This is a genomic window from Streptomyces sp. NBRC 110611, assembly GCF_001590865.1.
Lineage (GTDB): Bacteria > Actinomycetota > Actinomycetes > Streptomycetales > Streptomycetaceae > Streptomyces.
In genome coordinates, this window is sequence record NZ_BBUY01000001.1 from 411,844 (window position 1) to 433,293 (window position 21,450).

The 21,450-nt window shown below is 70.3% G+C and carries 17 protein-coding genes; 15 read left to right on the plus strand and 2 right to left on the minus strand.

Translation table 11 applies throughout. From position 1 onward, the window contains the following. Position 1: 1 nt before the first annotated feature. Together AZE13_RS01800 and AZE13_RS01805 are read right to left on the minus strand one after the other, a co-directional pair. Positions 2-1,423, minus strand: a complete 1,422-nt coding sequence (locus AZE13_RS01800) for a polysialyltransferase family glycosyltransferase (protein ID WP_066925968.1) — start codon at positions 1,421-1,423, stop codon at positions 2-4. After that, positions 1,423-2,400 (minus strand): glycosyltransferase family 2 protein, encoded by a 978-nt coding sequence (locus AZE13_RS01805; RefSeq protein WP_066925971.1) that lies wholly within the window; start codon positions 2,398-2,400, stop codon positions 1,423-1,425. The genes AZE13_RS01800 and AZE13_RS01805 overlap by 1 nt, the downstream gene beginning before the upstream one ends. 223 nt (positions 2,401-2,623) lie before the next feature. Between AZE13_RS01805 and AZE13_RS01810 the strand changes: the two genes are divergently transcribed. From AZE13_RS01810 to AZE13_RS01880, 15 genes are all read left to right on the plus strand, one after another. After that, the gene (locus AZE13_RS01810; RefSeq protein WP_181690248.1) at positions 2,624-3,955 is read left to right on the plus strand and encodes a DUF6716 putative glycosyltransferase; all 1,332 of its coding nucleotides are present in this window, start codon (positions 2,624-2,626) and stop codon (positions 3,953-3,955) included. A 47-nt stretch (positions 3,956-4,002) separates the two neighbouring features. After that, the gene (locus AZE13_RS01815) at positions 4,003-5,223 is read left to right on the plus strand and encodes an acylneuraminate cytidylyltransferase (protein ID WP_066925974.1); all 1,221 of its coding nucleotides are present in this window, start codon (positions 4,003-4,005) and stop codon (positions 5,221-5,223) included. 108 nt (positions 5,224-5,331) lie between these two features. Continuing rightward, complete coding sequence (locus AZE13_RS01820; protein WP_079123599.1) at positions 5,332-6,333, plus strand: N-acetylneuraminate synthase family protein; 1,002 nt, start codon at positions 5,332-5,334, stop codon at positions 6,331-6,333. 142 nt (positions 6,334-6,475) lie between these two features. Then, the gene (locus tag AZE13_RS01825; RefSeq protein ID WP_398780100.1) at positions 6,476-7,603 is read left to right on the plus strand and encodes a hypothetical protein; all 1,128 of its coding nucleotides are present in this window, start codon (positions 6,476-6,478) and stop codon (positions 7,601-7,603) included. A 162-nt stretch (positions 7,604-7,765) separates the two neighbouring features. After that, the gene (locus tag AZE13_RS01830) at positions 7,766-9,007 is read left to right on the plus strand and encodes an amidohydrolase (RefSeq protein WP_066925982.1); all 1,242 of its coding nucleotides are present in this window, start codon (positions 7,766-7,768) and stop codon (positions 9,005-9,007) included. A gap of 193 nt (positions 9,008-9,200) precedes the next feature. Next, positions 9,201-10,232 (plus strand): BMP family protein, encoded by a 1,032-nt coding sequence (locus AZE13_RS01835; RefSeq protein ID WP_066925985.1) that lies wholly within the window; start codon positions 9,201-9,203, stop codon positions 10,230-10,232. A 239-nt stretch (positions 10,233-10,471) separates the two neighbouring features. Next, positions 10,472-11,965 carry an ABC transporter ATP-binding protein gene (locus tag AZE13_RS01840; protein WP_181690221.1) on the plus strand — a complete coding sequence of 498 codons (1,494 nt, stop codon included), beginning with the start codon at positions 10,472-10,474 and terminating at the stop codon, positions 11,963-11,965. Positions 11,966-11,985: 20 nt separating this feature from the next. After that, on the plus strand, positions 11,986-13,125 hold the full coding sequence (locus AZE13_RS01845; protein ID WP_079123679.1) for an ABC transporter permease: 1,140 nt from the start codon (positions 11,986-11,988) through the stop codon (positions 13,123-13,125). After that, entirely contained in the window at positions 13,122-14,402 is a 1,281-nt protein-coding gene (locus tag AZE13_RS01850; protein ID WP_066925991.1) for an ABC transporter permease, read from the plus strand. The genes AZE13_RS01845 and AZE13_RS01850 overlap by 4 nt, the downstream gene beginning before the upstream one ends. Positions 14,403-14,427: 25 nt before the next feature. After that, a complete protein-coding gene (locus AZE13_RS01855; protein WP_066925994.1) occupies positions 14,428-14,850 on the plus strand; it encodes a cytidine deaminase in 423 nt (140 codons plus the stop codon). Between the two features lie 167 nt (positions 14,851-15,017). After that, positions 15,018-16,190: a helix-turn-helix domain-containing protein gene (locus tag AZE13_RS01860; protein ID WP_066925997.1), complete on the plus strand. Its 1,173-nt coding sequence runs from the start codon at positions 15,018-15,020 to the stop codon at positions 16,188-16,190. A gap of 616 nt (positions 16,191-16,806) precedes the next feature. After that, positions 16,807-17,268 (plus strand): hypothetical protein, encoded by a 462-nt coding sequence (locus AZE13_RS01865; protein ID WP_066926000.1) that lies wholly within the window; start codon positions 16,807-16,809, stop codon positions 17,266-17,268. Positions 17,269-17,760: 492 nt separating this feature from the next. Continuing rightward, the gene (locus AZE13_RS01870) at positions 17,761-19,044 is read left to right on the plus strand and encodes a thymidine phosphorylase (protein WP_066926003.1); all 1,284 of its coding nucleotides are present in this window, start codon (positions 17,761-17,763) and stop codon (positions 19,042-19,044) included. 280 nt (positions 19,045-19,324) lie between these two features. Beyond that, positions 19,325-19,975 (plus strand): TetR/AcrR family transcriptional regulator, encoded by a 651-nt coding sequence (locus AZE13_RS01875; RefSeq protein ID WP_066926005.1) that lies wholly within the window; start codon positions 19,325-19,327, stop codon positions 19,973-19,975. 116 nt (positions 19,976-20,091) lie between these two features. Continuing rightward, positions 20,092-21,327: an acyltransferase family protein gene (locus AZE13_RS01880; protein WP_258527531.1), complete on the plus strand. Its 1,236-nt coding sequence runs from the start codon at positions 20,092-20,094 to the stop codon at positions 21,325-21,327. The last annotated feature ends 123 nt before the right edge of the window (positions 21,328-21,450 follow it).

A 21,450-nucleotide genomic window follows, 5' to 3' on the forward strand; every position in this document is an offset into this window, starting at 1 on the left:
GTCATCCGAACGTGACCCGCTTCTTCAGCCGCCGCTGTATCGCGCGTGCCCGGCGGGCGACCCTGCGGACGGCGGCGTTGCGCGGGAGGAAGGACAGCTGGGAGGGGATCGCGCCGGGGAGGGCCAGGGCGGTCAGCCGGCGGCGTTTGAAGTAGCGCCGGGTGGACGCGTCGAGGTGGGTGGCCAGATAGCGCTCGGCGGCCGGGCGGAGCCGGGGGTGGAGCTGGTGCTGCATGGCGTAGCCGACCGCGGTGATGAGGCCCTGCACATCGGCGGCGCCGGCAACGGCGGTTGGCCGCTCGTCGGTGTCGTCGAGGTCGGGCACCAGGGCGTCCACGAGGGTGACCGGGACGCGGTTGCTGTTCTGGTACGGCGTCAGGCGCTCCAGCAGCAGCGCGGTGCCGGTGCGCGCGGTCGGCAGGCCGTAGAGGGTGGACGCGGTCAGCAGCGCGGTGGAGAAGCAGCCGACGACCAGGGCGGGGCGCATCCGCTGGTAGAGCACTTCGGCGAGGACCGGGGTGTCCAGCACGGTCAGGGTGATGTCCAGCTTGCCGGCCTCCCGTTCCAGCAGCCGCGACCAGCGGGCCGGTGCGGACGGGTGCGGTTTGAAGACGATCTCGCGGTGGCCGCGCTCCACGGCGCCGCGCACCATCCGTACGTGCAGCTCTTCCTCCTCCTCGGCGGTGAGGATGCCGAGCGCTGACAGGTACTGGCCGAGCAGGAGGGCGGCGCCACCAGGAAGACGGCCGGGCAGGCGATCGGGCTCGCGGCCGGGCTGACGGCCGGGCAGGTGGAAGGCCTCCAGAACGGCCGACTCGTCGACCGCGTCGGCGATTTCGGCGAGGACCTTGGTGAAGGCGTCGGCCGGTACGGCGTGCTGCTCGACCGCGAATTCGGTGAGGAGGAGGGGCGCCAGGCCGGGAACCAGCTCCAGGTACAGCAGGCGGTTGATACGGGTGCCGATCAGGGGGTCGAGCTTGTTGCGGGTGGGGCCGTAGCTCATCAGGCCGTCGGCGTAGACGTCGATCGGTGCGTCGGGGAAGAGCCGGGCGATCGCCTGGGCCGGGTTGACCTGGATGGACTCCAGGACCAGGTGGATGTGGTCGTCGCCGAGGCCCCAGAGGAGGCGGAGGTGGCGTTCCCAGAGGGGGACGTCGTCGGAGCGGGGCGACCAGCCGCCGGGGTGGAAGGGGCGGATCGTCTCGTTCCAGGACAGGACGCGGTCGAAGCGGCCGCGGAGCCGGTCGAAGCCGGGCATGGTGTCCAGTGACGCGGTGGTCTCCGGGGTCGCGGCGCTGTTGCAGACCAGCAGCAGCCGGCGGTCCGCCGGCGCGAAGTGGTCGGCGTCGAGCGCGGCGGCGAGCGTTGCCGCGCCGTAGAGCGTGGACGCCACGAAGATCTGGGTACGCGGGCGGGCGGGCATCAGGCGGCGACCTCCGCCGGGGAGAGGCGACGGCGCAGCCGCCGCAGCCGGGACGCGCGCTGCACATCCATCGAATCGAGGGCTTCTTTCAGCACGTCCTGTGGCATGCGTTTCAGTGCCGCGGCGCTCATCGCGCGCAATTTACGGGCGATCGGCGGCTCGAACCGTTCGATCGAGCCGAGCTGGTGGGACATGATCGCGCAATAGGTGCGGACCGCTTTGGGCAGCAGCATTTCCGCCTCGCGGTCCCGTGCCGTCTCCTCGATCACCTGGTCGAAAGCGCGCAGGAAATCCAGCTGCCGGACATCGCCGATCTGGGTGAGTGAGGACGCCACCCCCCGCCGGTAGAAAACGCCGAGCAGTCCGACGATCGCCATGGATTTCGCCTCGCGGTGCAGCCGCCAGATCCAGGGGCGGTCCTCCGCGGTGCGCAGTCCGTCCCGGAAATGCAGCAGGCCGTCGTCGAGCAGCCGCCGGTGGTACATGCCCGCCCAGGCGTAGGCGTAGTCGACCGGGGTGGAGCGGTCGGCCGGCAGGATGACCTCGCGGGGGTCCAGGACCACCCCGCGGCGGCCGTGCGGGACGCGGTGGACGGCGCGGGCGCGGGCGGTGCACTGGACGTGGTCGGTGCGGATGAAGTCGCATCCCAACTCCTCGATAGCGGAGAGGAGTTGGGGGAAGTAGTCGGGGGCGAGCCAGTCGTCGCCGTCCAGGAAGGTGAGGTACTCGCCGCGGGCCGCGTTCAGGCCGGCGTTGCGGGCGGTGGCCAGACCGCCGTTCTGTTCGTGCCGCAGCACTCGTGCGCCCGGCAGCTCGCGCTCGGCGCGGGCGAGGATCTCCGGGGTCTCGTCGCGCGAGCAGTCGTCGACGAGCAGGAATTCAAAGTCGTCACGGGCGTTCGCCGCGAGGCTTTTCAGGGTGTCGGGCGCATATGTCTGCACGTTGTAAAACGGCACGATGACGGAGAGCTTGACCACTCGGGTGACGTTAGATGCGGAGCCGTCATTCGTCTTTACGCGGCGCGGACGCCGGGGTGAACGACGAATGTCGGAATGGTGAACCAGGGTGATGGGCGGTCCGGTTCGCTGTTCGTCGGCGCGCTGTTCACCCTTTGTTGCGGCCCAGTTGGCCCGGTAAAAGGAATGCCTTCCTAGCGTCTTCGACGTGCCATCCGTGACGACTTCACCGCCGCGAGTCGCTGTGCTCGCCGACTCGGATACCCGCTGGAAATGGGGCGCTTTGACAGCGTACCGGATCCAACCGGACAGCCGGCTCGACGGCTATCTGCTCCGCGGCCGCGCCACCCCCACGGTCCGTCAGCTCGACGAGGTCGGCGCCCGGGCGGAATCGGTGCGCGAGATCAGGGGCGTCGCCTTTCTTGATCTGATGAAACGCAGCGTACGGAAGATCGACCGTACCCAGCACGACGTCGTGGTGCTGGCCTGCGTGGGCGGTGCGGTACAGGCCATGCTGCACGGCCTGGCCCGCGCCTGGCACGGGGCGGACCGCCGCCCCGTCGTCGTCACCGGCTACGTCGGTGTCGTCTACGAGAAACTCGCGGACGGGCTGCTGTTGCGGCACGGCGCGGATGTCGTCCTCGCCAACTCCCGGTACGACGCCGAGCGGTTCCGCGCGGTCTACCGCGGGGTCGGCGCCGACGACGGCAGCGTCGTCGAATGCGCCCTGCCGTTCCTGGGAGGAGCGGCCTACACCGGCCAACGCGACCCCTGCACCGTAGTGTTCGCCGCCCAGCCGTCCGTTCCGGACAATCGTACGGATCGAACATACCTGCTGCGCCGGGCGGTTGAGCACGCCCGCAGGCACCCCGACCGCCAGGTACTGGTCAAGCTCCGCAGCAAACCGGGCGAGCACACCACGCACATCGAGGAACTGCCCTACCAGAGGCTCGCGGCCAGGATCCCCGGCGGACTGCCCGCCAACTGCCGCCTGGTGTACGGCAACATGGGCGAGGTCCTGGACCGCACCGACCTGCTGGTGACGGTCAGCTCCACGGCCGCGCTGGAGTCGCTGCACCGCGGCATCCCGACCGCCGTCCTCACCGACCTCGGCGTCCGCGAGGTCCTCGGCAACCACCACTTCCTCGGCTCCGGCTGCCTGGCCTCCTGGGACGAGCTGGACGCCGGACACCGCCCGGAGCCCGACCGGGAGTGGCTGGCCCGGCAGGGCGTGGCCCCGGTGCTGGGGGCACCTCCCGGACGAAGTCTGGGGGAGTACGAGCAGGCCTTCGACGCGGCCCGCGCCCGGGTCACCGAACTGCGCGCGGCCGACCGCCTGCCGCCGCTCAGCCCGTACTACACACCCCGCACCGCCCCCGGCTACCTCCCCGGCATCCTCGCCCGGCACGGCCTGGACCCGCGCGGCGAGCCGCTCCCCGGCTACGCCGACCTCCCCGAGGAGTCCGGCGGACTGCGCCGGGTCGCCCGCGAGACGGTCCGCGAGGCTGCCCGCGGCGCCTACCGGCACGGCGTCCAGCGCGTCGCCCCGGCCATCCGCCGCTGGGGGCAGCTGTGAACCCCGGTCCCGCCGCTGTGAACCCCGGTCCCACCAAGGAGCCCGTCATGCCACCCACTGTCGTGGCCGTCATACCCGCCCGCGGCGGCTCGAAGGGCGTACCCGCCAAGAACCTCGCCGCCGTCGGGGGCGTACCGCTCATCGCCCGCGCGGTCCACGAGTGCCGTGCCGCCCGTCTGGTCACCGATGTCGTGGTCTCCACCGACGACGCCGGTATCGCGGCCGCCGCCCGCGGTGCCGGAGCCGTCGTGGTGCGCCGCCCCGGCGACCTCGCGGGCGACACCGCCACCAGCGAGGCCGCGGTGCTGCACGCCATGGACGCGTACGAGGCCGAGCAGGGCAGCACGGTCGACGCGGTGCTGCTGGTCCAGTGCACCAGCCCGTTCCTGGTCCGTGCGGACATCGACGGGGTGGCCGCCGCGGTCGTCGAGGGAGGCGCGGACAGCGCGCTGACCGTGGCGCCGTTCCACGGCTTCGTGTGGCGGGACCCCGAGCCGGAGACGGCGGGTACCGACGGCGGCTTCGGCGTCAACCACGACAAATCCGTCCGGCCACGCCGCCAGGACCGCCCCCAGGACCTGCTGGAGACCGGTGCCGCCTACGCCATGGACGCGGCCGGCTTCCGTACCAGCGGCCACCGCTTCTTCGGCCGTACCGAACTCGTCCGCACCGACCCGGCCCGGGTGCTGGAGATCGACGATCCGCACGACCTCCACCGCGCCCGGGCGCTCGCGCCGCTGCTGGACGCCGCCCCCGGCGGCCACGGCGGCACCCCCGCGCGCCCCGGCAGCCTCCCCACGCTGGACGATGTCGACGCCGTGGTCATGGACTTCGACGGCACCCAGACCGACGACCGGGTGCTGATCGACGCCGATGGGCGGGAGACCGTCGCGGTCCACCGCGGCGACGGCCTCGGCATCGCCGCGCTGCGCAAGGCGGAGCTGAAGCTGCTGATCCTGTCCACCGAGACCAACCCGGTCGTCGCCGCCCGGGCCCGCAAGCTGCGGGTGCCCGTCCTGCACGGCATCGACCGCAAGGACCTCGCCCTCAAACAGTGGTGCGAGGAGACCGGAACCGCGCCCGAGCGGGTGCTCTACGTCGGCAACGACGTCAACGACCTGCCCTGCTTCGGCCTCGTCGGCTGGCCTGTGGCGGTCGCCGGGGCGCACGACGTGGTGCGCGGCGCGGCCCGCGCGGTCACCGCGACCCCCGGAGGCGGCGGCGCCCTCCGCGAGATCGCCGCCTGGCTCCTGGGCCCGTCCCTCTGATCCCACCCCTCTGATCCTTCCCCTTCCCCGACCCCACCCCCTCCCGTCCCGCCTCCCCCAAAAACAGCACCCCTGCACCCCGCATACCCACACGAAGGAACCCTCCCCATGAGCAGCACCTCCCGCCTCCGCAAGCTCGGTGACCGCGAGGCCGGCCCCGGCCGCCCCGTCTACGTCACCGGTGAGATCGGCATCAACCACAACGGCGACCTGGAGAACGCCTTCGCGCTGATCGACGCCGCGGCCGACGCCGGCTGTGACGCGGTGAAGTTCCAGAAGCGGACCCCGGAGATCTGCACCCCGCGCGACCAGTGGGACGTCGAGCGCGACACCCCCTGGGGCCGGATGACCTACATCGACTACCGCCACCGCGTGGAGTTCGACGAGGACGGCTACCGCGCCATCGACGAGTACTGCCGCAAGCGCGGCATCGCGTGGTTCGCCTCCCCGTGGGACGTCGAGTCCGTCGCCTTCCTGGAGAAGTTCGACGTGCCCTGCTACAAGGTCGCCTCCGCCTCCCTCACCGACGACGAACTGCTGCGCGCGATGCGGGCCACCGGCCGTACGGTCATCCTCTCGACCGGTATGTCGACCCCGAAGCAGATCCGGCACGCCGTCGAGGTCCTGGGCAGCGAGAACATCCTGCTGTGCCACGCCACCAGCACCTACCCGGCCAAGGCCGAGGAGCTCAACCTGCGCATGATCAACACGCTGCGGGAGGAGTACCCGAACGTCCCGATCGGCTACAGCGGCCACGAGACCGGCCTGCAGACCACTGTTGCCGCGGTCGCCCTGGGCGCTACCTTCATCGAACGCCATATCACCCTCGACCGCGCCATGTGGGGCTCCGATCAGGCGGCCTCCGTCGAGCCCGGCGGCCTGACCCGGCTGGTCCGCGACATCCGCATCATCGAGGAGTCCCTCGGTGACGGCGTCAAGAAGGTCTACGCCAGCGAGCTCGGCCCGATGAAGAAGCTGCGCCGGGTCGCCGGTGCGGTCGCCGAGGCGGAAGCCGCACAGGACGCGGAAACCGCCCGGGGCGCGCATGCCGTACAGGACGCGCATGCCGTACAGGGGGCGGACGCCGAGCGTCAGCCGGCCGCCGTCTGACGAGCCCCGGCAACCCCGGCAGCCCCGGCAGCCCCGGCAGACAGGAGTCCGCCTCGTGAGCTCACCAGAAGGGACCCGCGCCGAAGGCGCCGAGGTCCCGCCCCGGGGGACGGCGGGTGCTCCCGCCCGCCGTCTCCCGGGGGTGCCCCGGCAGCGCGACCGGACCGGACCCGCCGGCGACGGCACGAGCCCCGGCCCGGCGGACACCGGCACCGGCACCCGCACCCTCGCCTTCGTCGAGAGCCCCGCACAACTGCTCAACGTCCTCGAATGGGCGCACTCCGCCGACGCCGCCGCCCTGACCGTGGTCGTCCTCGCCCCGCACGACCCGATGACCCGCGGCCAGCTGCGCCGGATGGCCGAACTCGCCCGCGACGAAGGCCATACGGTGCGCTGGGAGGAGGCCCGCGGCGGCCCGACCGCCCCCCTGCGCACCATCGGCGGGCTCACCCCGCTGCTGCGCCGGGCCCGCCGGGTCGTCATCGGCGACCCGTTCTCCCGCTACGTCCAGCTGCTGCTCACCCTCACCGCGGCGCGCGATCTGGTCGTGGTCGACGACGGCACCGCCACCATGGAGTTCGTCTCCCAACTCGCCCGTGGGGAACGGCTGGTGCGCTGGCACCGGCACGGCAGCGGGCGCGGGCCGCGCGACCTGGTGTTCGCGCCGTTCGCGGCCACCACCCGGCGCCGGCTCACCCCGCCGCCCGAGGGCGGCCGGCGCAGCGTCGGCCTGTTCAGCTCGATGCCGGTGGACGACGCCCCGGAGGGCATCCGGGTCACCGCCAACGAGTTCGCCTGGACCCGCCGCCGCTTCGGCCCGCCCCGCGTCATGGAGGCCGCCGATATCGTCGGCACCTCGCTCGTCGAGACCGGAGTCGTGGCCCCCGACCGCTATCTGGCGGCGGTCGGCACCCTGGCCCGTACGCATGGCGCCGCCCGCTACTTCGCGCACCGCCGGGAGAGCACCGAGAAGCTGCGCCGGCTGGCGAGCGAGACCGGCCTGGAGGTCGTACGGCCCGATCTGCCCCTCGAACTGATCGCCCGGCGCGGCCCCGTCGGACGGCTGATCGTCAGCTTTCCGTCCACCGTCGTGCACACCCTGCCGCTCGCCCTGCGGGGTACGGAGGTGAGGGTCGCGGTCTGTGACATCGACCCCCGGTGGCTCACGGCCCATGCCTCGCCGCGCGCCCAGGGCTTCCTTGACGGGGTCACCGGCACCGCGCGTGACGTGCAACGACTGCCGTTCGTCCAGCGGATGGCCGCCGGCTGAGCCCCGGCGGGAGCCCGCGGCGAAGCCATAGTTCATACCCTTCCCATAAACCGTCCATGCGCCGAGCGGCCTAGATTTTCTTCCCCTGAGGGGCTGAACTTTTGTAGTTCGAGGGACAGTTGCCCCGTAGACACCCGTAACCTTCAACAGGTGAACCAACTGATGTCCCTTGATACCGCCGACGCCGACGCCCCTGCCGACACCGCCGGAGGGGCCGCCCTTCCCGGCACCGTTCCCGAGGCGTTGTGCGCCGAACTCATCGCCTTCCGCCGTGACTTGCACCGGCACCCCGAGCTCGGCAACCAGGAGTTCCGGACCACGGCGGCGATCAAGGAGCGCCTCGAGCGGGCCGGTCTGCGGCCCCGCGTCCTGGGCACCGGCACGGGCCTGATGTGCGACATCGGTACGGGCGCCGACGACAGCGGCCGAGACATCCCGTTTCTGGCGCTGCGGGCGGACATCGACGCGCTGCCCATCCCGGACACCAAGACCGTCGACTACGCCTCCACGGTCCCCGGCCGCGCCCACGCCTGCGGCCATGACGTCCACACCACCGTCGTCCTCGGTGCCGGTCTGGTTCTGGCCGAGCTGGCCAGGGCCGGCGTGCTGCCCCGCCCGGTGCGGCTGGTCTTCCAGCCCGCGGAGGAGGTGCTGCCCGGCGGTGCGGCCGACGCCGTGGAGTTCGGGGTGCTCGACGGGGTCGGCCGGATCCTCGCCGTGCACTGCGACCCTCGGGTGGACGCCGGCCGGATCGGGCTGCGCACGGGAGCGATCACCTCGGCCTGTGACCGGCTGGAGGTCGAGCTGGACGGGCCCGGCGGGCACACCGCCCGCCCGCACCTGACCACCGACATGGTCACCGCGGCCGCCCGGGTCGCCGTCGACGTGCCGGCGGTGATCTCCCGCCGGGTCGATGCCCGGGCCGGGCTGTCGGTCACCTGGGGCCGGATGGTGTCCGGACATGCCTGCAATGTCATCCCTCAGCACGCCGAGCTGTCCGGTACCGTCCGGTGTCTTGATCTCGACGCTTGGCGCGCGGCGCCGGATATGGTGCACGCTGCCATCGACGAGGTCGCCGTGCTGCACGGCGCCAAGCCGCAGATCCACTACGTACGGGGCGTCCCCCCGGTGGTCAACGAGGCCGTCAGCGTCCAGCTGCTGCGGGACGCCATGGTCGCCCGGCGCGGTGTCCGCAGCGTCGAGGGCACCGAGCAGTCCCTCGGCGGCGAGGACTTCTCCTGGTATCTGGAGCACGTCCCGGGGGCCATGGCCCGGCTGGGCGTCCGCCCGCCCGGTGAGCTCAGCCGGCACGACCTCCACCGCGGTGACTTCGACGTCGACGAGCGGGCGATCCAGGTCGGCGTGGAGCTGTTCACCGCCGCCGCACTGCTGGCCCCGAACTAGGGCATATCAGCACAAGCCTCGATATCGCGGCCGTCATTGCTCCGGCAGTGGCGGCCGTGGTGTTGCGTCCAGGTGCCCTACGCCTCGAATCGATAACGTCCACGCCATGGAGGGTTTTGCGCCAGGTCTACGCGCGTTAATCTCCCGACAAAGCCAGCGCCGAGGGAGGCGCTTAGAGCGAAGGGAAGGCCCCGTGCGTCGGGTCACCAGGATTGTCGCCGCGGCCGCCGCCACCGCGTGTCTCGCCCTCACCGCCACCGCGTGCGGTCAGAGCTTCGCCGAGGCCAACCGCGCGAAGCACGCGGGGGTCGGGCTGGCCTTCGACATCGGCGGCCGGGACGACCACTCGTTCAACGAAGCGGCCGCCCGTGGTATCGAGCAGGCCCACGAGCGGCTGGGCGTCAAGGCCAAGATGCTGACCGCCAAGAACGGCGAGACCGAGGCGGACCGCGAGCAGCGGCTCACCTCCTTCGCCGAGGCCGGCTACAACCCGGTCATCGGTGTCGGCTTCGCCTACAGCCAGGCGGTGCAGAACGTCGCCAAGGACTTCCCCGACACCACCTTCGGTGTCGTGGACGCCGTACCGGAGGGCAAGAACGTCGACGCGATGGTCTTCGCCGAGCACGAGGGCTCCTACCTGGCCGGGGTCGCGGCGGCGCTGAAGAGCAAGAGCCACAAGGTGGGCTTCATCGGCGGGGTGAACAACGCGCTGATCCAGAAGTTCCAGGCCGGCTTCGAGCAGGGCGTCCGGGACACCGACCCGAAGGCCCAGATCACCTCCCAGTACCTCTACCCCAACAACGACAAGGGCTTCAACGACCCGGCCGCGGCCAAGGCCAAGGCCAGCGGCATGCTCGACCGCGGCGTCGACGTGATCTACACGGCGGCCGGCCAGTCCGGCGCCGGTTCCATCGAGGCGATCGGCAAGCACAAGGGCGCCTGGGCCATCGGGGTGGACTCCGACCAGTACCAGCAGCCGGGTCTGGCCCGCTACAAGGACCACATCCTGACCTCGGTGGTGAAGAACGTCGATGTGGCCGTCTTCGACCTGATCAAGAGCGTCGAGCAAGGCAAGCCGCTGACCGGCATCCACGCGTACGACACCAAGCACGGCGGTGTCTCGCTCGCCACCTCGGGCGGATTCATCAAGGACATCGCGCCGCAGATCGACGAGGCCCGGAAGAAGATCATCGAGGGCCGGGTGAAGGTCAAGGAGACGCCGTAACCCCCGGGAGAGCTCCCCGCTCCTCCCCGCTTCCTGCTCTTCCCCTCCCCCTTCTCCCGCTTCCGCCCGTCCCCTTCTGCCTGCCCCGCCCCCGCTCCGCCCCGCCCCGCCTCTGTCTTCGAACTCCTTCACCCCGAGGGGAGTGCGTCATCAACGCAGCATCCACGAGCAGCAGCCCGGCCGCCCCGGACGCCCCTGCTGTAGAACTCCGCGGAATCACCAAAAGGTTCCCCGGTGTCGTGGCCAACCACGACATCCACCTCACCGTGCGCCGCGGCACCGTCCACGCCCTGTGCGGCGAGAACGGCGCCGGCAAGTCCACCCTGATGAAGATCCTCTACGGTATGCAGAAGCCGGACGAGGGCACCATCGAGCTGGACGGCGAGCAGGTCACCCTGCACACCCCCGGCGACGCCATCGCCCGCGGCATCGGCATGGTGCACCAGCACTTCATGCTCGCCGACAACCTCACCGTCCTGGAGAACACCGTCCTCGGCGCGGAGAAGCTGCACGGCATCGGCGCCGGCGCCCGCGCGAAGATCAAGGAGATCTCGGACGCGTACGGGCTGAGCATCCGGCCGGACGTGCTGGTCGAGGACCTCGGCGTCGCCGACCGCCAGCGGGTGGAGATCCTCAAGGTCCTCTACCGCGGCGCCCGCACCCTGATCCTCGACGAGCCGACCGCCGTGCTGGTCCCGCAGGAGGTCGACGCGCTCTTCGACAACCTGCGCGAGCTCAAGTCCGAGGGCCTGACCGTCATCTTCATCTCGCACAAGCTGGGCGAGGTGCTCTCGGTCGCCGACGACATCACCGTCATCCGGCGCGGCACCACCGTCGGCTCGGTCGTCCCCGGTGAGACCACCCCAAAGCAGCTCGCCGAGCTGATGGTCGGCAGCGAGCTGCCGTCCCCCGAGACCCGGGAGTCGACCGTCACGGACGTGGAGATGCTGCGCGTCAGCGATCTCCACCTCTCCGCGACCGACTCCGACGGAGTGGTCCGCACCGTCCTGGACGGCATCTCCTTCACCATCCGCAAGGGCGAGGTGCTGGGCGTCGCCGGTGTCGAGGGCAACGGCCAGGCCGAGCTCGTCGAGGCGGTCATGGGCACCCGAACCCCCGACGGCGGCAGCATCACCCTGGACGGCGGGGACCTCTCCGGCGCCTCCACCCGTGCCCGGCGCGAGGGCGGTATCGGCTACATCCCCGAGGACCGCCACCGCCACGGCCTGCTGCTGGACGCCCCCCTGTGGGAGAACCGTATCCTCGGCCACGTCACCGAGCGCCCCAACAGCAAGGGCAGGCTCCTCGACCTGGCCGGTGCCCGCAAGGACACCGAGCGCATCGTCGAGCAGTACGACGTCCGCACCCCCGGCATCGAGGTCACCGCGGCCTCGCTCTCCGGCGGCAACCAGCAGAAGCTCATCGTCGGCCGGGAGATGAGCCACCACCCCAAGCTGCTGATCGCCGCCCACCCCACCCGCGGCGTCGACGTCGGCGCACAGGCGCAGATCTGGGAGCAGATCCGCGAAGCGCGCCGGGAGGGCCTGGCGGTGCTGCTGATCTCCGCCGACCTGGACGAGCTGATCGGGCTCTCCGACACGCTGCGGGTGATGTACCGCGGCCGCCTGGTCGCCGACGCCGACCCCACCACCATCACCCCGGAGGAGTTGGGCTCCGCCATGACCGGTGCCGCCCGTGGCCACCTCACCCACGAAGGCGGTGACCAGCAGTGAAGACGCTCGACCGCAACACGGTGAAGGCGCTCGACAAGAACAAGGTGATCCTGGCGGTCGCCGCGCCCGCGCTGGCCGTCGCCGCCGCCGTCGTGATCTCGTCCCTGGTCTTCCTGGCGTCGGGTGAGAACCCGCTCCGGGCGTACTGGATCATGGTCGACTACGGTCACTACAGCGACAGCCAGGTCTGGATCATCAACAAGGCGGTGCCGTACTACCTTTCGGCGCTGGCGGTGGCCATCGGCTTCCGGATGAACCTCTTCAACATCGGCGTCGACGGCCAGTACCGCCTCGCGGCCTTCGCCGCGGCGGCGGTCGGCGGCGCCATCGCCCTGCCCGGCGCGCTCCAGATCATCCTCCTCATCGCCATCGCGATGCTGGTCGGCGCCGTTTGGTCCGGTATCGCCGGTCTGCTCAAGACCACCCGCGGCGTCAGCGAAGTGATCACCACGATCATGCTGAACGCGATCGCCGCCTCGGTCATCGGCTACTTCCTGCAGGACGGCCGCCTCGCCATCAAGGACGGCAACCTCCTGCACACCCCCTTCCTCCCCGAATCCAGCCACTTCTTCTCTTTCCCCACCCACCCCAAGCCGGTCTACGGCTTCGTGGTGATCGCGGTCCTCGCCGGCGCGCTGTACTGGTTCCTGCTCAACCGCACCCGCTTCGGCTTCGACCTGCGCGCCGTCGGCGCCTCCGAGCCGGCCGCCGAGGCCAGCGGCGTCAGCGTCAAGCGCATGATCGTCATCTCCATGCTCCTGTCCGGCGCCGCGGCAGGCCTGGTCGGCATGCCCACCCTCCTCAACGAATCCTTCAACTACGGCACGGACTTCCCGGCCGGTATCGGCTTCACCGGAATCGCCATCGCCCTGCTCGGCCGCAACCACCCGGTCGGCATGGCGCTGGGCGCCCTGCTGTGGGCCTTCCTCGACCGCACCGGCGGCCGGCTCGAATTCGAGGGCTACGCCCAGGAGATCGTCGGCGTCATCCAGGGCGTCATCGTCCTGTGCGTGGTCATCGCCTACGAGGTCGTCCGCCGCTACGGGCAGCGCCTCCAGCAGCGGAAGGTCGGCGAGGAACTGGCCGCCCTGGCCCGCACGAAGAACGCCGATCCCGCCGATAACTCTGACAAGCGCGACAACCCGGAGGTGTCGGCGTGAGTGCGGACCTCAAGACCGCGACCAAGATCGTGGTCCCCGGAGAGACCGGCCGACGCCGGCTCACCTACCCCTGGATCCTGCTGATCATCGCCGCCGGCCTGCTCGCGGTCGCCGCCCTCCGGGCCCTCACCGGCGCCGAAGACCTCACCTCCACCGGCCAGTTCGGCGCCGCGCTGAGCGCCGCCGTGCCGATCGGCCTGGCGGGTCTGGGCGGCCTGTGGTCGGAGCGGGCCGGCGTGGTCAACATCGGCCTCGAAGGCATGATGATGCTCGGCTCGTTCGCGGCCGGCTGGATCGGCTGGCAGCACGGCCCCTGGGCCGCCGCCCTCGCCGGCATCATCGGCGGCGCCCTCGGCGGCCTCATCCACGCCCTGGCCACCGTCACCTTCGGCGTCGACCACATCGTCTCCGGTGTCGCGGTCAACATCCTGGCGCTGGGCGCGACCCAGTACCTGGCCACCCTCTGGTTCGGCCAGGAAGGCAGCGCGGCCATGAAGGCCGGCGGCAACGACAAACAGTCCCCGCCCATGCCCGACATGCCCACGTTCACGATCCCCGGCCTGTCGGACTGGCTGCACTCCATTGCCGGCCACCACTGGTTCCTCATCTCCGACCTGGCCGGCATCCTCGGCGCCGCGGTCACCAACGTCTCCTGGCTGACCCTGCTGACCGTGGCCCTCTTCATCGGCACCTTCTACGTGCTCTGGCGCTCCTCCTTCGGCCTCCGCCTCCGCTCCTGCGGCGAGGCCCCGATCTCCGCCGAGTCCCTGGGCGTCAACGTCTACTCGTACAAGTACGCGGCGGTTGTGATCTCCGGAGCCCTCGCCGGCCTCGGCGGCGCCTTCCTCTCCATCGGCGTGCACTTCTACCAGGACGGCCAGACCGGCGGCCGCGGCTACATCGGCCTGGCCACCATGATCTTCGGCAACTGGCGCCCCGGCGGCGTCGCGATGGGCGCCGGCCTCTTCGGCTTCATGGACGCCATGCAGCTCCGCAGCGGCGGCCCGACCGTCCACGCCCTGCTCCTCGGCCTGGCGGCCCTGCTGGCCGTCATCGCCCTGCTCCGCCTGCGCGCCGCCAAGCGCACCCAGGCAGCCCTGTCGGCGACCGCCGCGGCCGCCCTCCTACTCTGGTACTTCCTGGCCGACACCGTCCCCCTCGAACTGGTCGAGGCCAGCCCGTATATCGCGACCCTGCTGGTCCTCGCCCTCTTCTCGCAACGGCTCCGGCCACCGAAGGCGAACGGCCGGCCCTACCGCCGAGGACAGGGAACATGACGACTTACCGCCGAGGACAGGGCACATGACACCACCGGTGCACTCCACACCACCACCGGTTCCGGTCGACTGGACGGCCCTGCGCGCGCAGGCCCGGGACGCGATGTCCCGGGCCTACGCCCCGTACTCCGGCTACCCCGTCGGCGCCGCCGCCCTCGTGGACGACGGCCGCACCGTCACCGGCTGCAACGTCGAGAACGCCTCCTACGGCCTCGGCCTCTGCGCCGAATGCGGCCTGGTGTCGGCATTGTTCGCCGGCGGCGGCGGCCGCCTCACCGCCTTCACCTGCGTCGACGGCACGGGCGAACTCCTCGTCCCCTGCGGCCGCTGCCGCCAACTCCTCCACGAACACGGCGGCCCGGACCTCTTGGTGGACACCCAGTCCGGCATCCGCCCTCTGTCGGAACTGCTGCCGGACGCATTCGGGCCGGGACATCTGACGGGCTGAGGGGTGGGCTTACGCACCTGATGGGCTGAGGTGAGCCCGCGCACCTGATGACGGGCTGACGGACCGGGTGGAGCCGCCACCCACCCCCGCCACCCACCCCCGCCACCCACCGCTGTTGGGGCTTCCGACGCTTCGGGAGATGGGATACCTGGGCGTACGCTCGCTGTATGAGCACTGCTGCGGGGCAGAGGGTTAAGGAAGTCCGCAAGCGCCGAGGGCTGACTCAGACTGAGTTGGCGAAGGCGTCAGGCGTGTCGATCTCGGCCATTCGCAAGCTTGAACAGGGCGAACGAGAGACGGCGCGACTGGAAACGTTGCGTAAGCTCGCCCAGGCGCTGAGGGTGCCCACCATGCGGCTCGCTGGGGAGCCGAACGAAGAGGACGCCAGCGCTGACACGGTGGACCGCTGGAGGGCCGTTCGTGAGGCCCTGGAACATTCCCCGATAGCTCTGGGGATGGACGACGAGCCCCCGACCGCCAGTGGCGTACGTGCGGCACTGCGCGAAACAGAGCCGTTGTTCTCAGGTGATCATTTCGCAGCGCTATCCGTGATGCTCCCGGCTTTGCTCCGGGACGCCGACGCGCTGGGGTCCGAGGGGCGGAGCGTCCGCGTAAGGCTCTTGCAGCTTGCAGGGTGGCTTATGGTCCAGACCCGGCAGTTCACGGCCGCCGAGACGGCCCTGGAACGCGCCCTCGACGATGCGGCTGACCGGATGGAAGGTGCGGCCACGGCCAACACTTTGTGCTGGCTACGGCTGCGCCAGGGTGAGTTGAGCAAGGCATACGACCTGGCCGTTAAGTGGGCGGACGAGACAGAGCCGCGTATGTCCCGCGCGACCCCCGCTGAGCTGGCGACGTGGGGGTGGTTGTTGCTGCGAGCATCCGCTGCTGCCGTCCGGAACTCACAGCCCGGAGAGGCTGAAGACGCCCTGAAGCTTGCCTCGGCGGCAGCCGTTGCACTGGGGAGGGAGCACACCCCGGATGGTGACTTCCTGCGCACCTTCGGGCCGACGACAGTCAAGCTCAAGGCTGCGGAGAACGCCGGCGTGATCGACCGGCCCGACATGGTCCTCCGTCTCGCCGGGCGAATCCCGTTCTCCAGCCTCAAGCCGACCAGTAACAACCGCAATCGTCACTTGCTGGACGTGGCTGACGCGTACGTCAAGACCGGCAACTATGCCGATGCATTCGGGAAGCTGGAACAGATCCATGCTGATAGCCGGGAGTGGCTACCGAATCAGCGCTACGCCCGCGACATTCTCCGTCGGTTGATCGACAGGCGGCGGACGTTGACAGCGGAGATGCGGGCAATGGCCGACGTGGTGGGCCTGCCGCTGTAGCGACTGTGGCACTTCCTCCGGATAGGTATCCGAAGTGCCACAGACAGCGAGAGAGCACCGTTCCTAGCGTGTTCGCCAATAGTCCAACGCGAGAGGACGGCGAACACCGTGAGCGAACCCACCAAATACAGCACGCGTCCTGTGGTCCTTCCGGGCGCCGTGGATGCCTGGCTCCTGGAAGGAACCCCCGCTCCTGGCTGCAAGGTGTGCGCCGCACTGTCTGTTCAGCGCACCGAGGCGCGTGCCCGGAATGACTGGGCCGCCGCATGCGCTGCTGCCAGGGAGATCCGGAACCACGGGCATGGACACGGCGGGGCGGCACAGTGAACGCCCCTGCACCGGGAGCTACCAGTGAAGGGGTACCAACCACCGAGAGGGCTGGTGGTCGCAGTATGCCGGGCGGCTGGACGCGAGTTCTGGCGTGGTGTCGATCCCCAAGGAGGCCAAGCTGCTGTCGTGTCCGATTCCGTGTCGCGTGTGCGTCGAGCGCCACAGGACGCTCAACCGCCCTTAAGACGCGCTACAGATCCCCGTCCCGGCCGGAATCCCTGGTCGGACAACACGGCCGGGACGGTCCGGCCTCCGCAGCGAGGTATCCCTCACCGATTGGAGCACCATGGGCAAGTCTGCACGATCCTTACTGAGCACTGTCGAGTTCGAGGCGGTGCGGACAACAATCAAGACAAACAACCCCGGTATGCACGACGACACCGCGGACGGGATCCTGTGGGACGCGCTGGCCTTCGTCGCCACGTGCGCGCAGTTCCCGAAAGCCAGGCTCGTGCCGTCTCGCGCCGTAGACGAAGGCTGGCACGCGCTCATCCTCAACACCGAAATCTACGCCGCTTTGTGTGACCGCCTTGGGGCCTTCATCCACCACCGCCCGGAAGAACCGGACCCGACTCGATTCAACCCCACCACGATCATTCGCACCACTGCACTGATCGAGGAGGCCGGTTACTCCGTCGATGTGGACCTGTGGGGCCAGCCCGACGATGCGCTGATCTCGGTTGCGGCTTCCTGCCAGCACTCGGACGATCGCGGCCCGATCGTGCCTATCCCCAAGCCAAAGGGCTAGCCTGCCAAGCACTGGCGAAGGGAGAACCGTGGAGTGGATCCACCCGGACTACGCGGACCTCGTCGCGACCATGAGGACCGCTGAGGCCACAATCGGAAGTGAGGAAGGCCCGCCGCTTCGGGGCTTTATCGTCGGCGATCCGGCACCCGAGCACGACTGAGCATGCCCCGAGGCGCCCGCCCGTGCGCTTCCCCGGCAGCACATCGGCGGCCCGCACTCCTCCAGGCGGCGGGCCGCTGGCGTGTCCGGCGCCGGTTACTCGGTCCAGAGACGGCCGCCGCCGTTGAGGCCACGGGCCTCAGCCGGGACTTGGGGCAGTGTCTGTGCTCGCCAGCGCAGTCGGCGGCGGCGAACCACCACGGCCGACCCAGGCGAACGGCCGCCGCCCTGGGGGCGGTGTGTCCCGCCCCCCCCGAGCCCGTGCCTGGCACTGTCTGGCACCCAGGTGTCTATGCGTGTAGAACGGACCTACCCGTTCGAAAGGAATGTCCGATGTCCATGGACGCCATCTCCGTCATCCGTACCAAGCGCGACCGCGGCGAGCTGACCCCCGAGCAGATCGACTGGGTCATCGACGCGTACACCCGCGGCGAGGTCGCCCACGAACAGATGTCGTCCCTGGCGATGGCGATCTTCCTCAACGGTATGAACCGCAAGGAGATCGCCCGCTGGACCGCCGCCATGATCGCCTCCGGCGAGCGCATGGACTTCTCCTCCCTCACCCGCCCCACCGCCGACAAGCACTCCACCGGCGGCGTGGGCGACAAGATCACCCTCCCCCTGGCCCCCCTCGTCGCCGCCTGCGGCGCCGCCGTACCCCAGCTCTCCGGCCGCGGCCTCGGCCACACCGGCGGCACCCTCGACAAGCTCGAATCCATCCCCGGCTGGCGCGCCCTGCTGTCGAATGACGAGATGCTGGACGTCCTCGACTCCGTCGGCTCCGTGATCTGCGCCGCCGGCGACGGCCTCGCCCCCGCCGACAAGAAGCTCTACGCGCTCCGCGACGTCACGGGGACGGTCGAATCCATTCCCCTCATCGCCTCGTCCATCATGTCCAAGAAGATCGCCGAGGGCACCGGCTCCCTCGTCCTGGACGTCAAGGTCGGCACCGGCGCCTTCATGAAGAACCTCGACGACGCCCGCGAACTCGCCGCCACCATGGTCGAGCTGGGCACCGACCACGGCGTGACCACCCGCGCCCTGCTCACCGACATGTCCACCCCCCTCGGCCTGACCGCCGGCAATGCCCTGGAGGTCCGCGAATCCGTCGAGGTCCTTGCCGGCGGCGGCCCCCGGGACGTCGTCGACCTGACCCTCGCCCTGGCCCACGAGATGCTCGACGCCGCCGGCCTGCCCGACGCCGACCCCGCCAAGGCCCTCGCCGACGGCTCCGCCATGGACCACTGGCGCCGCATGATCACCGCCCAGGGCGGCGACCCGGACGCCCCTCTCCCGGTGTCCCGCGAACAGCACGTGATCACCGCCGGCCAGACCGGCATCCTCACCACCCTGGACGCCTACGCCATCGGCCTCTCCGCCTGGCGCCTCGGCGCGGGCCGCGCCCGCAAGGAGGACCCGGTCCAGGCCGCCGCCGGCATCGAACTCCACGCCAAGCCCGGCGACCCGGTCACCGCCGGCCAGCCCCTCCTCACCCTCCACACCGACACCCCCGAGAAGATCCCGTACGCGGTCGAGGCCCTCGACGACGGCATCGCCATCGCCCCGCACGGCACGGCCTTCACCCCCCGCCCGGTGGTCCTGGAGCGCATCGGCTGACGCGGAGCCGGGGCGCCCGAGGCCTCCGGGCAGGGTGCCCCGCCGCCCGCTCGCCTGCCCATACGACGAGGTCCCCGCGTTCACGGGGCCTCTCACTGTGAACTTCCACGAGGGCCCGGCTCTCTCCCCCCGGAGAGAGCCGGACCCAGCCGTGTCTTGTTCTGTGCCCCCTCGCTGGACTGGGTCTGTCCGCCTGCCTTAAATTTTGGCCGATCGGTCAAAAAATGGTCCGGCTGGCCAGGAATTCGCCTGTCCGGACCCGGGAGAGGTTGTACGGAACGTGGCACAGCAGCAGTCGGAGCGCTCGTTCATCGAGAAGGCGCGACGTGCCCAGATCGTCGATGCTGCCGTCGAGACTCTCGCGGCATGGGGGTTCGCGAGGGCCTCGCTGGCGCGCATCGCCGAGCGGGCCGGGATCAGCAAAGGGGTGATCTCGTATCACTTCGCAGGCAAGAATGAGCTGATCGAGGTGGTCGTCGAGCAGATCTACGAGCGCATCGGCGCTTTTGTGGGGCCCCGGATGGAGGAGGTCCAGCAGGTGGGCGGGGGCGGATGGCTGCGCGTCTACATCCAGTCCGTTGCCGCGTACATGGCGGATCACCGCACTCAGCTCGCTGCGCTCGGGGAGATCTTCAGCAACTTCCGGAAGGGGGACGGTGACCTGCGTTACGGCGTGGTCAGCAGCGAACCGATCTACGCCGCACTGGAGGAGAACTTCCGCAGGGGCCAGGAGTGCGGTGACTTCCGGCCGTTCGACGCCCGCGTGATGGCCGTCAGTCTCCAGTCCGGGATCGACGCGATGTTCGCGTACTGGAGCACCTATCCCGAGCATGACCTGGCCGCGCACGCCCGCGAACTCGCCGACCTCTTCGAGCGCGCCACCCGCGGCGAGGACCGGTCGGCCGAGGATCACCAGACAAGAGACAACTGATTGTTTCTTCGCGGCCGCTGTCGCATGTCACATGTCGACGCATGCCAAATGCCAAATGCCAAATGTCGCATGTTGCATGTCGCATACGGCCGCCCAGATGAACGGGGGAACTGACCATGACGGCAGACGACTTGAGGCGCATGGCCCCGGGGGGCGAGACGGCGCCGCCCGACGGTCTGCCCGACACCGGCCCGCAGCGCCCGCGGTTGCAGTACGTGGACAACCTGCGCATCGCGTTGACGGCACTCGTGGTGCTGCATCACGTCGGCGTCACCTACGGCAACATACCGGCCTGGTACTACACCGAACCGGCCAAGGACGGCTCCGGTGCAGCCCTGGACCTCTTCGTGATGTTCAACCAGGCGTTCTTCATGGGGTTCTTCTTCATGATTGCGGGGTACTTCACTCCACCCTCCTACGCCCGCAAGGGCGCGCGCTTCTACTACCGCGACCGGCTCAAGCGCCTCGGTATTCCGCTGCTCGTCTTCCTCCTGCTGATCCGCCCCCTGGTGACCTTGCATGTGTTCGAGGGGCTGCGGGATGAGGTGCCCTACTGGGCCTTCTACCTCCTGAGCTGGGACGCCGGGCCGATGTGGTTCGTCGAGGTGCTGCTGGTGTTCGCGGCGGCGTACGTCCTGGTCCGTCGCCGTGCGGAGCCCCGTACGGAACGTCGCGCGCACGCGGCGGAGGCCGGGCGCGTGGCCGGCCCTCAGGGCGGGCGTGGCCCGCGGTGGTCGTCGGACCCCAGGCCCCTGCGGCCGGGCGCCGTCATCATCTTCACCGCCGCTCTTGCCCTCGCCACGTACCTTTGGCGCTTCCTCGTGCCGACCGGCACATACGTCCCCTTCCTCGGTCTGCCGACTCCCAACTTCCTCCCGCAGTACGCGAGTTTCTTCGTCATCGGCGTGCTCGCCTTCCGCCGCGGCTGGCCGCAGACGCTGTCCCGCGCCGCCGGCCGGACCGGCTTCGCCGTCGCCGCTGGAGCGACCCTCGTCCACCTCGTGGCGACCGCGACCTCACCTGACGGCGCCTCCCTCGGACACGGCACCTGGCAGTCGCTGGCTGCGGCCGCCTGGGAGTCCACGTTCGCCGTCAGCATGGTCATCGGCCTGACCGTCTTCTTCCGCGAGCACCTCAACCGCCAGGGCCGCACTGCTGCGTTCCTTTCCCGGCACGCCTTCGCCGTCTACCTCATCCACCCTGCGGTCCTTGTCGGTGTCAGCTTCGCCTTCCGCCGGCTGGACGCCCCGGCCGCCGTCAAGTTCACCCTCGTCGCCGCCCTGGCTCTGCCGCTGTGCTGGGTGGTGGCGTACGCCGTCCGTTCCCTGCCCCGAGCCGATCGGGTGCTGTAGGGCCGGGTGCTGTAAGGCCTGTCCGTTGGGTCGCACGGACCTCGCGGTGCATCGGGTACGACGAAGGGGCCGCCCCGTCACGGCAGGTGACGGGGCGGCCCCTTCGGCCTAGGGGGGCCGGCC

Coding starts and splice junctions, on each gene's coding strand:
- AZE13_RS01800 (WP_066925968.1), bottom strand. CDS start 1,423: ATGCCCGCCCGCCCGCGTACCCAGATCTTCGTGGCGTCCACGCTCTAC.
- AZE13_RS01815 (WP_066925974.1), top strand. CDS start 4,003: ATGCCACCCACTGTCGTGGCCGTCATACCCGCCCGCGGCGGCTCGAAG.
- AZE13_RS01820 (WP_079123599.1), top strand. CDS start 5,332: ATGAGCAGCACCTCCCGCCTCCGCAAGCTCGGTGACCGCGAGGCCGGC.
- AZE13_RS01830 (WP_066925982.1), top strand. CDS start 7,766: ATGTCCCTTGATACCGCCGACGCCGACGCCCCTGCCGACACCGCCGGA.
- AZE13_RS01855 (WP_066925994.1), top strand. CDS start 14,428: ATGACACCACCGGTGCACTCCACACCACCACCGGTTCCGGTCGACTGG.
- AZE13_RS01860 (WP_066925997.1), top strand. CDS start 15,018: ATGAGCACTGCTGCGGGGCAGAGGGTTAAGGAAGTCCGCAAGCGCCGA.
- AZE13_RS01865 (WP_066926000.1), top strand. CDS start 16,807: ATGGGCAAGTCTGCACGATCCTTACTGAGCACTGTCGAGTTCGAGGCG.
- AZE13_RS01870 (WP_066926003.1), top strand. CDS start 17,761: ATGTCCATGGACGCCATCTCCGTCATCCGTACCAAGCGCGACCGCGGC.
- AZE13_RS01880 (WP_258527531.1), top strand. CDS start 20,092: ATGACGGCAGACGACTTGAGGCGCATGGCCCCGGGGGGCGAGACGGCG.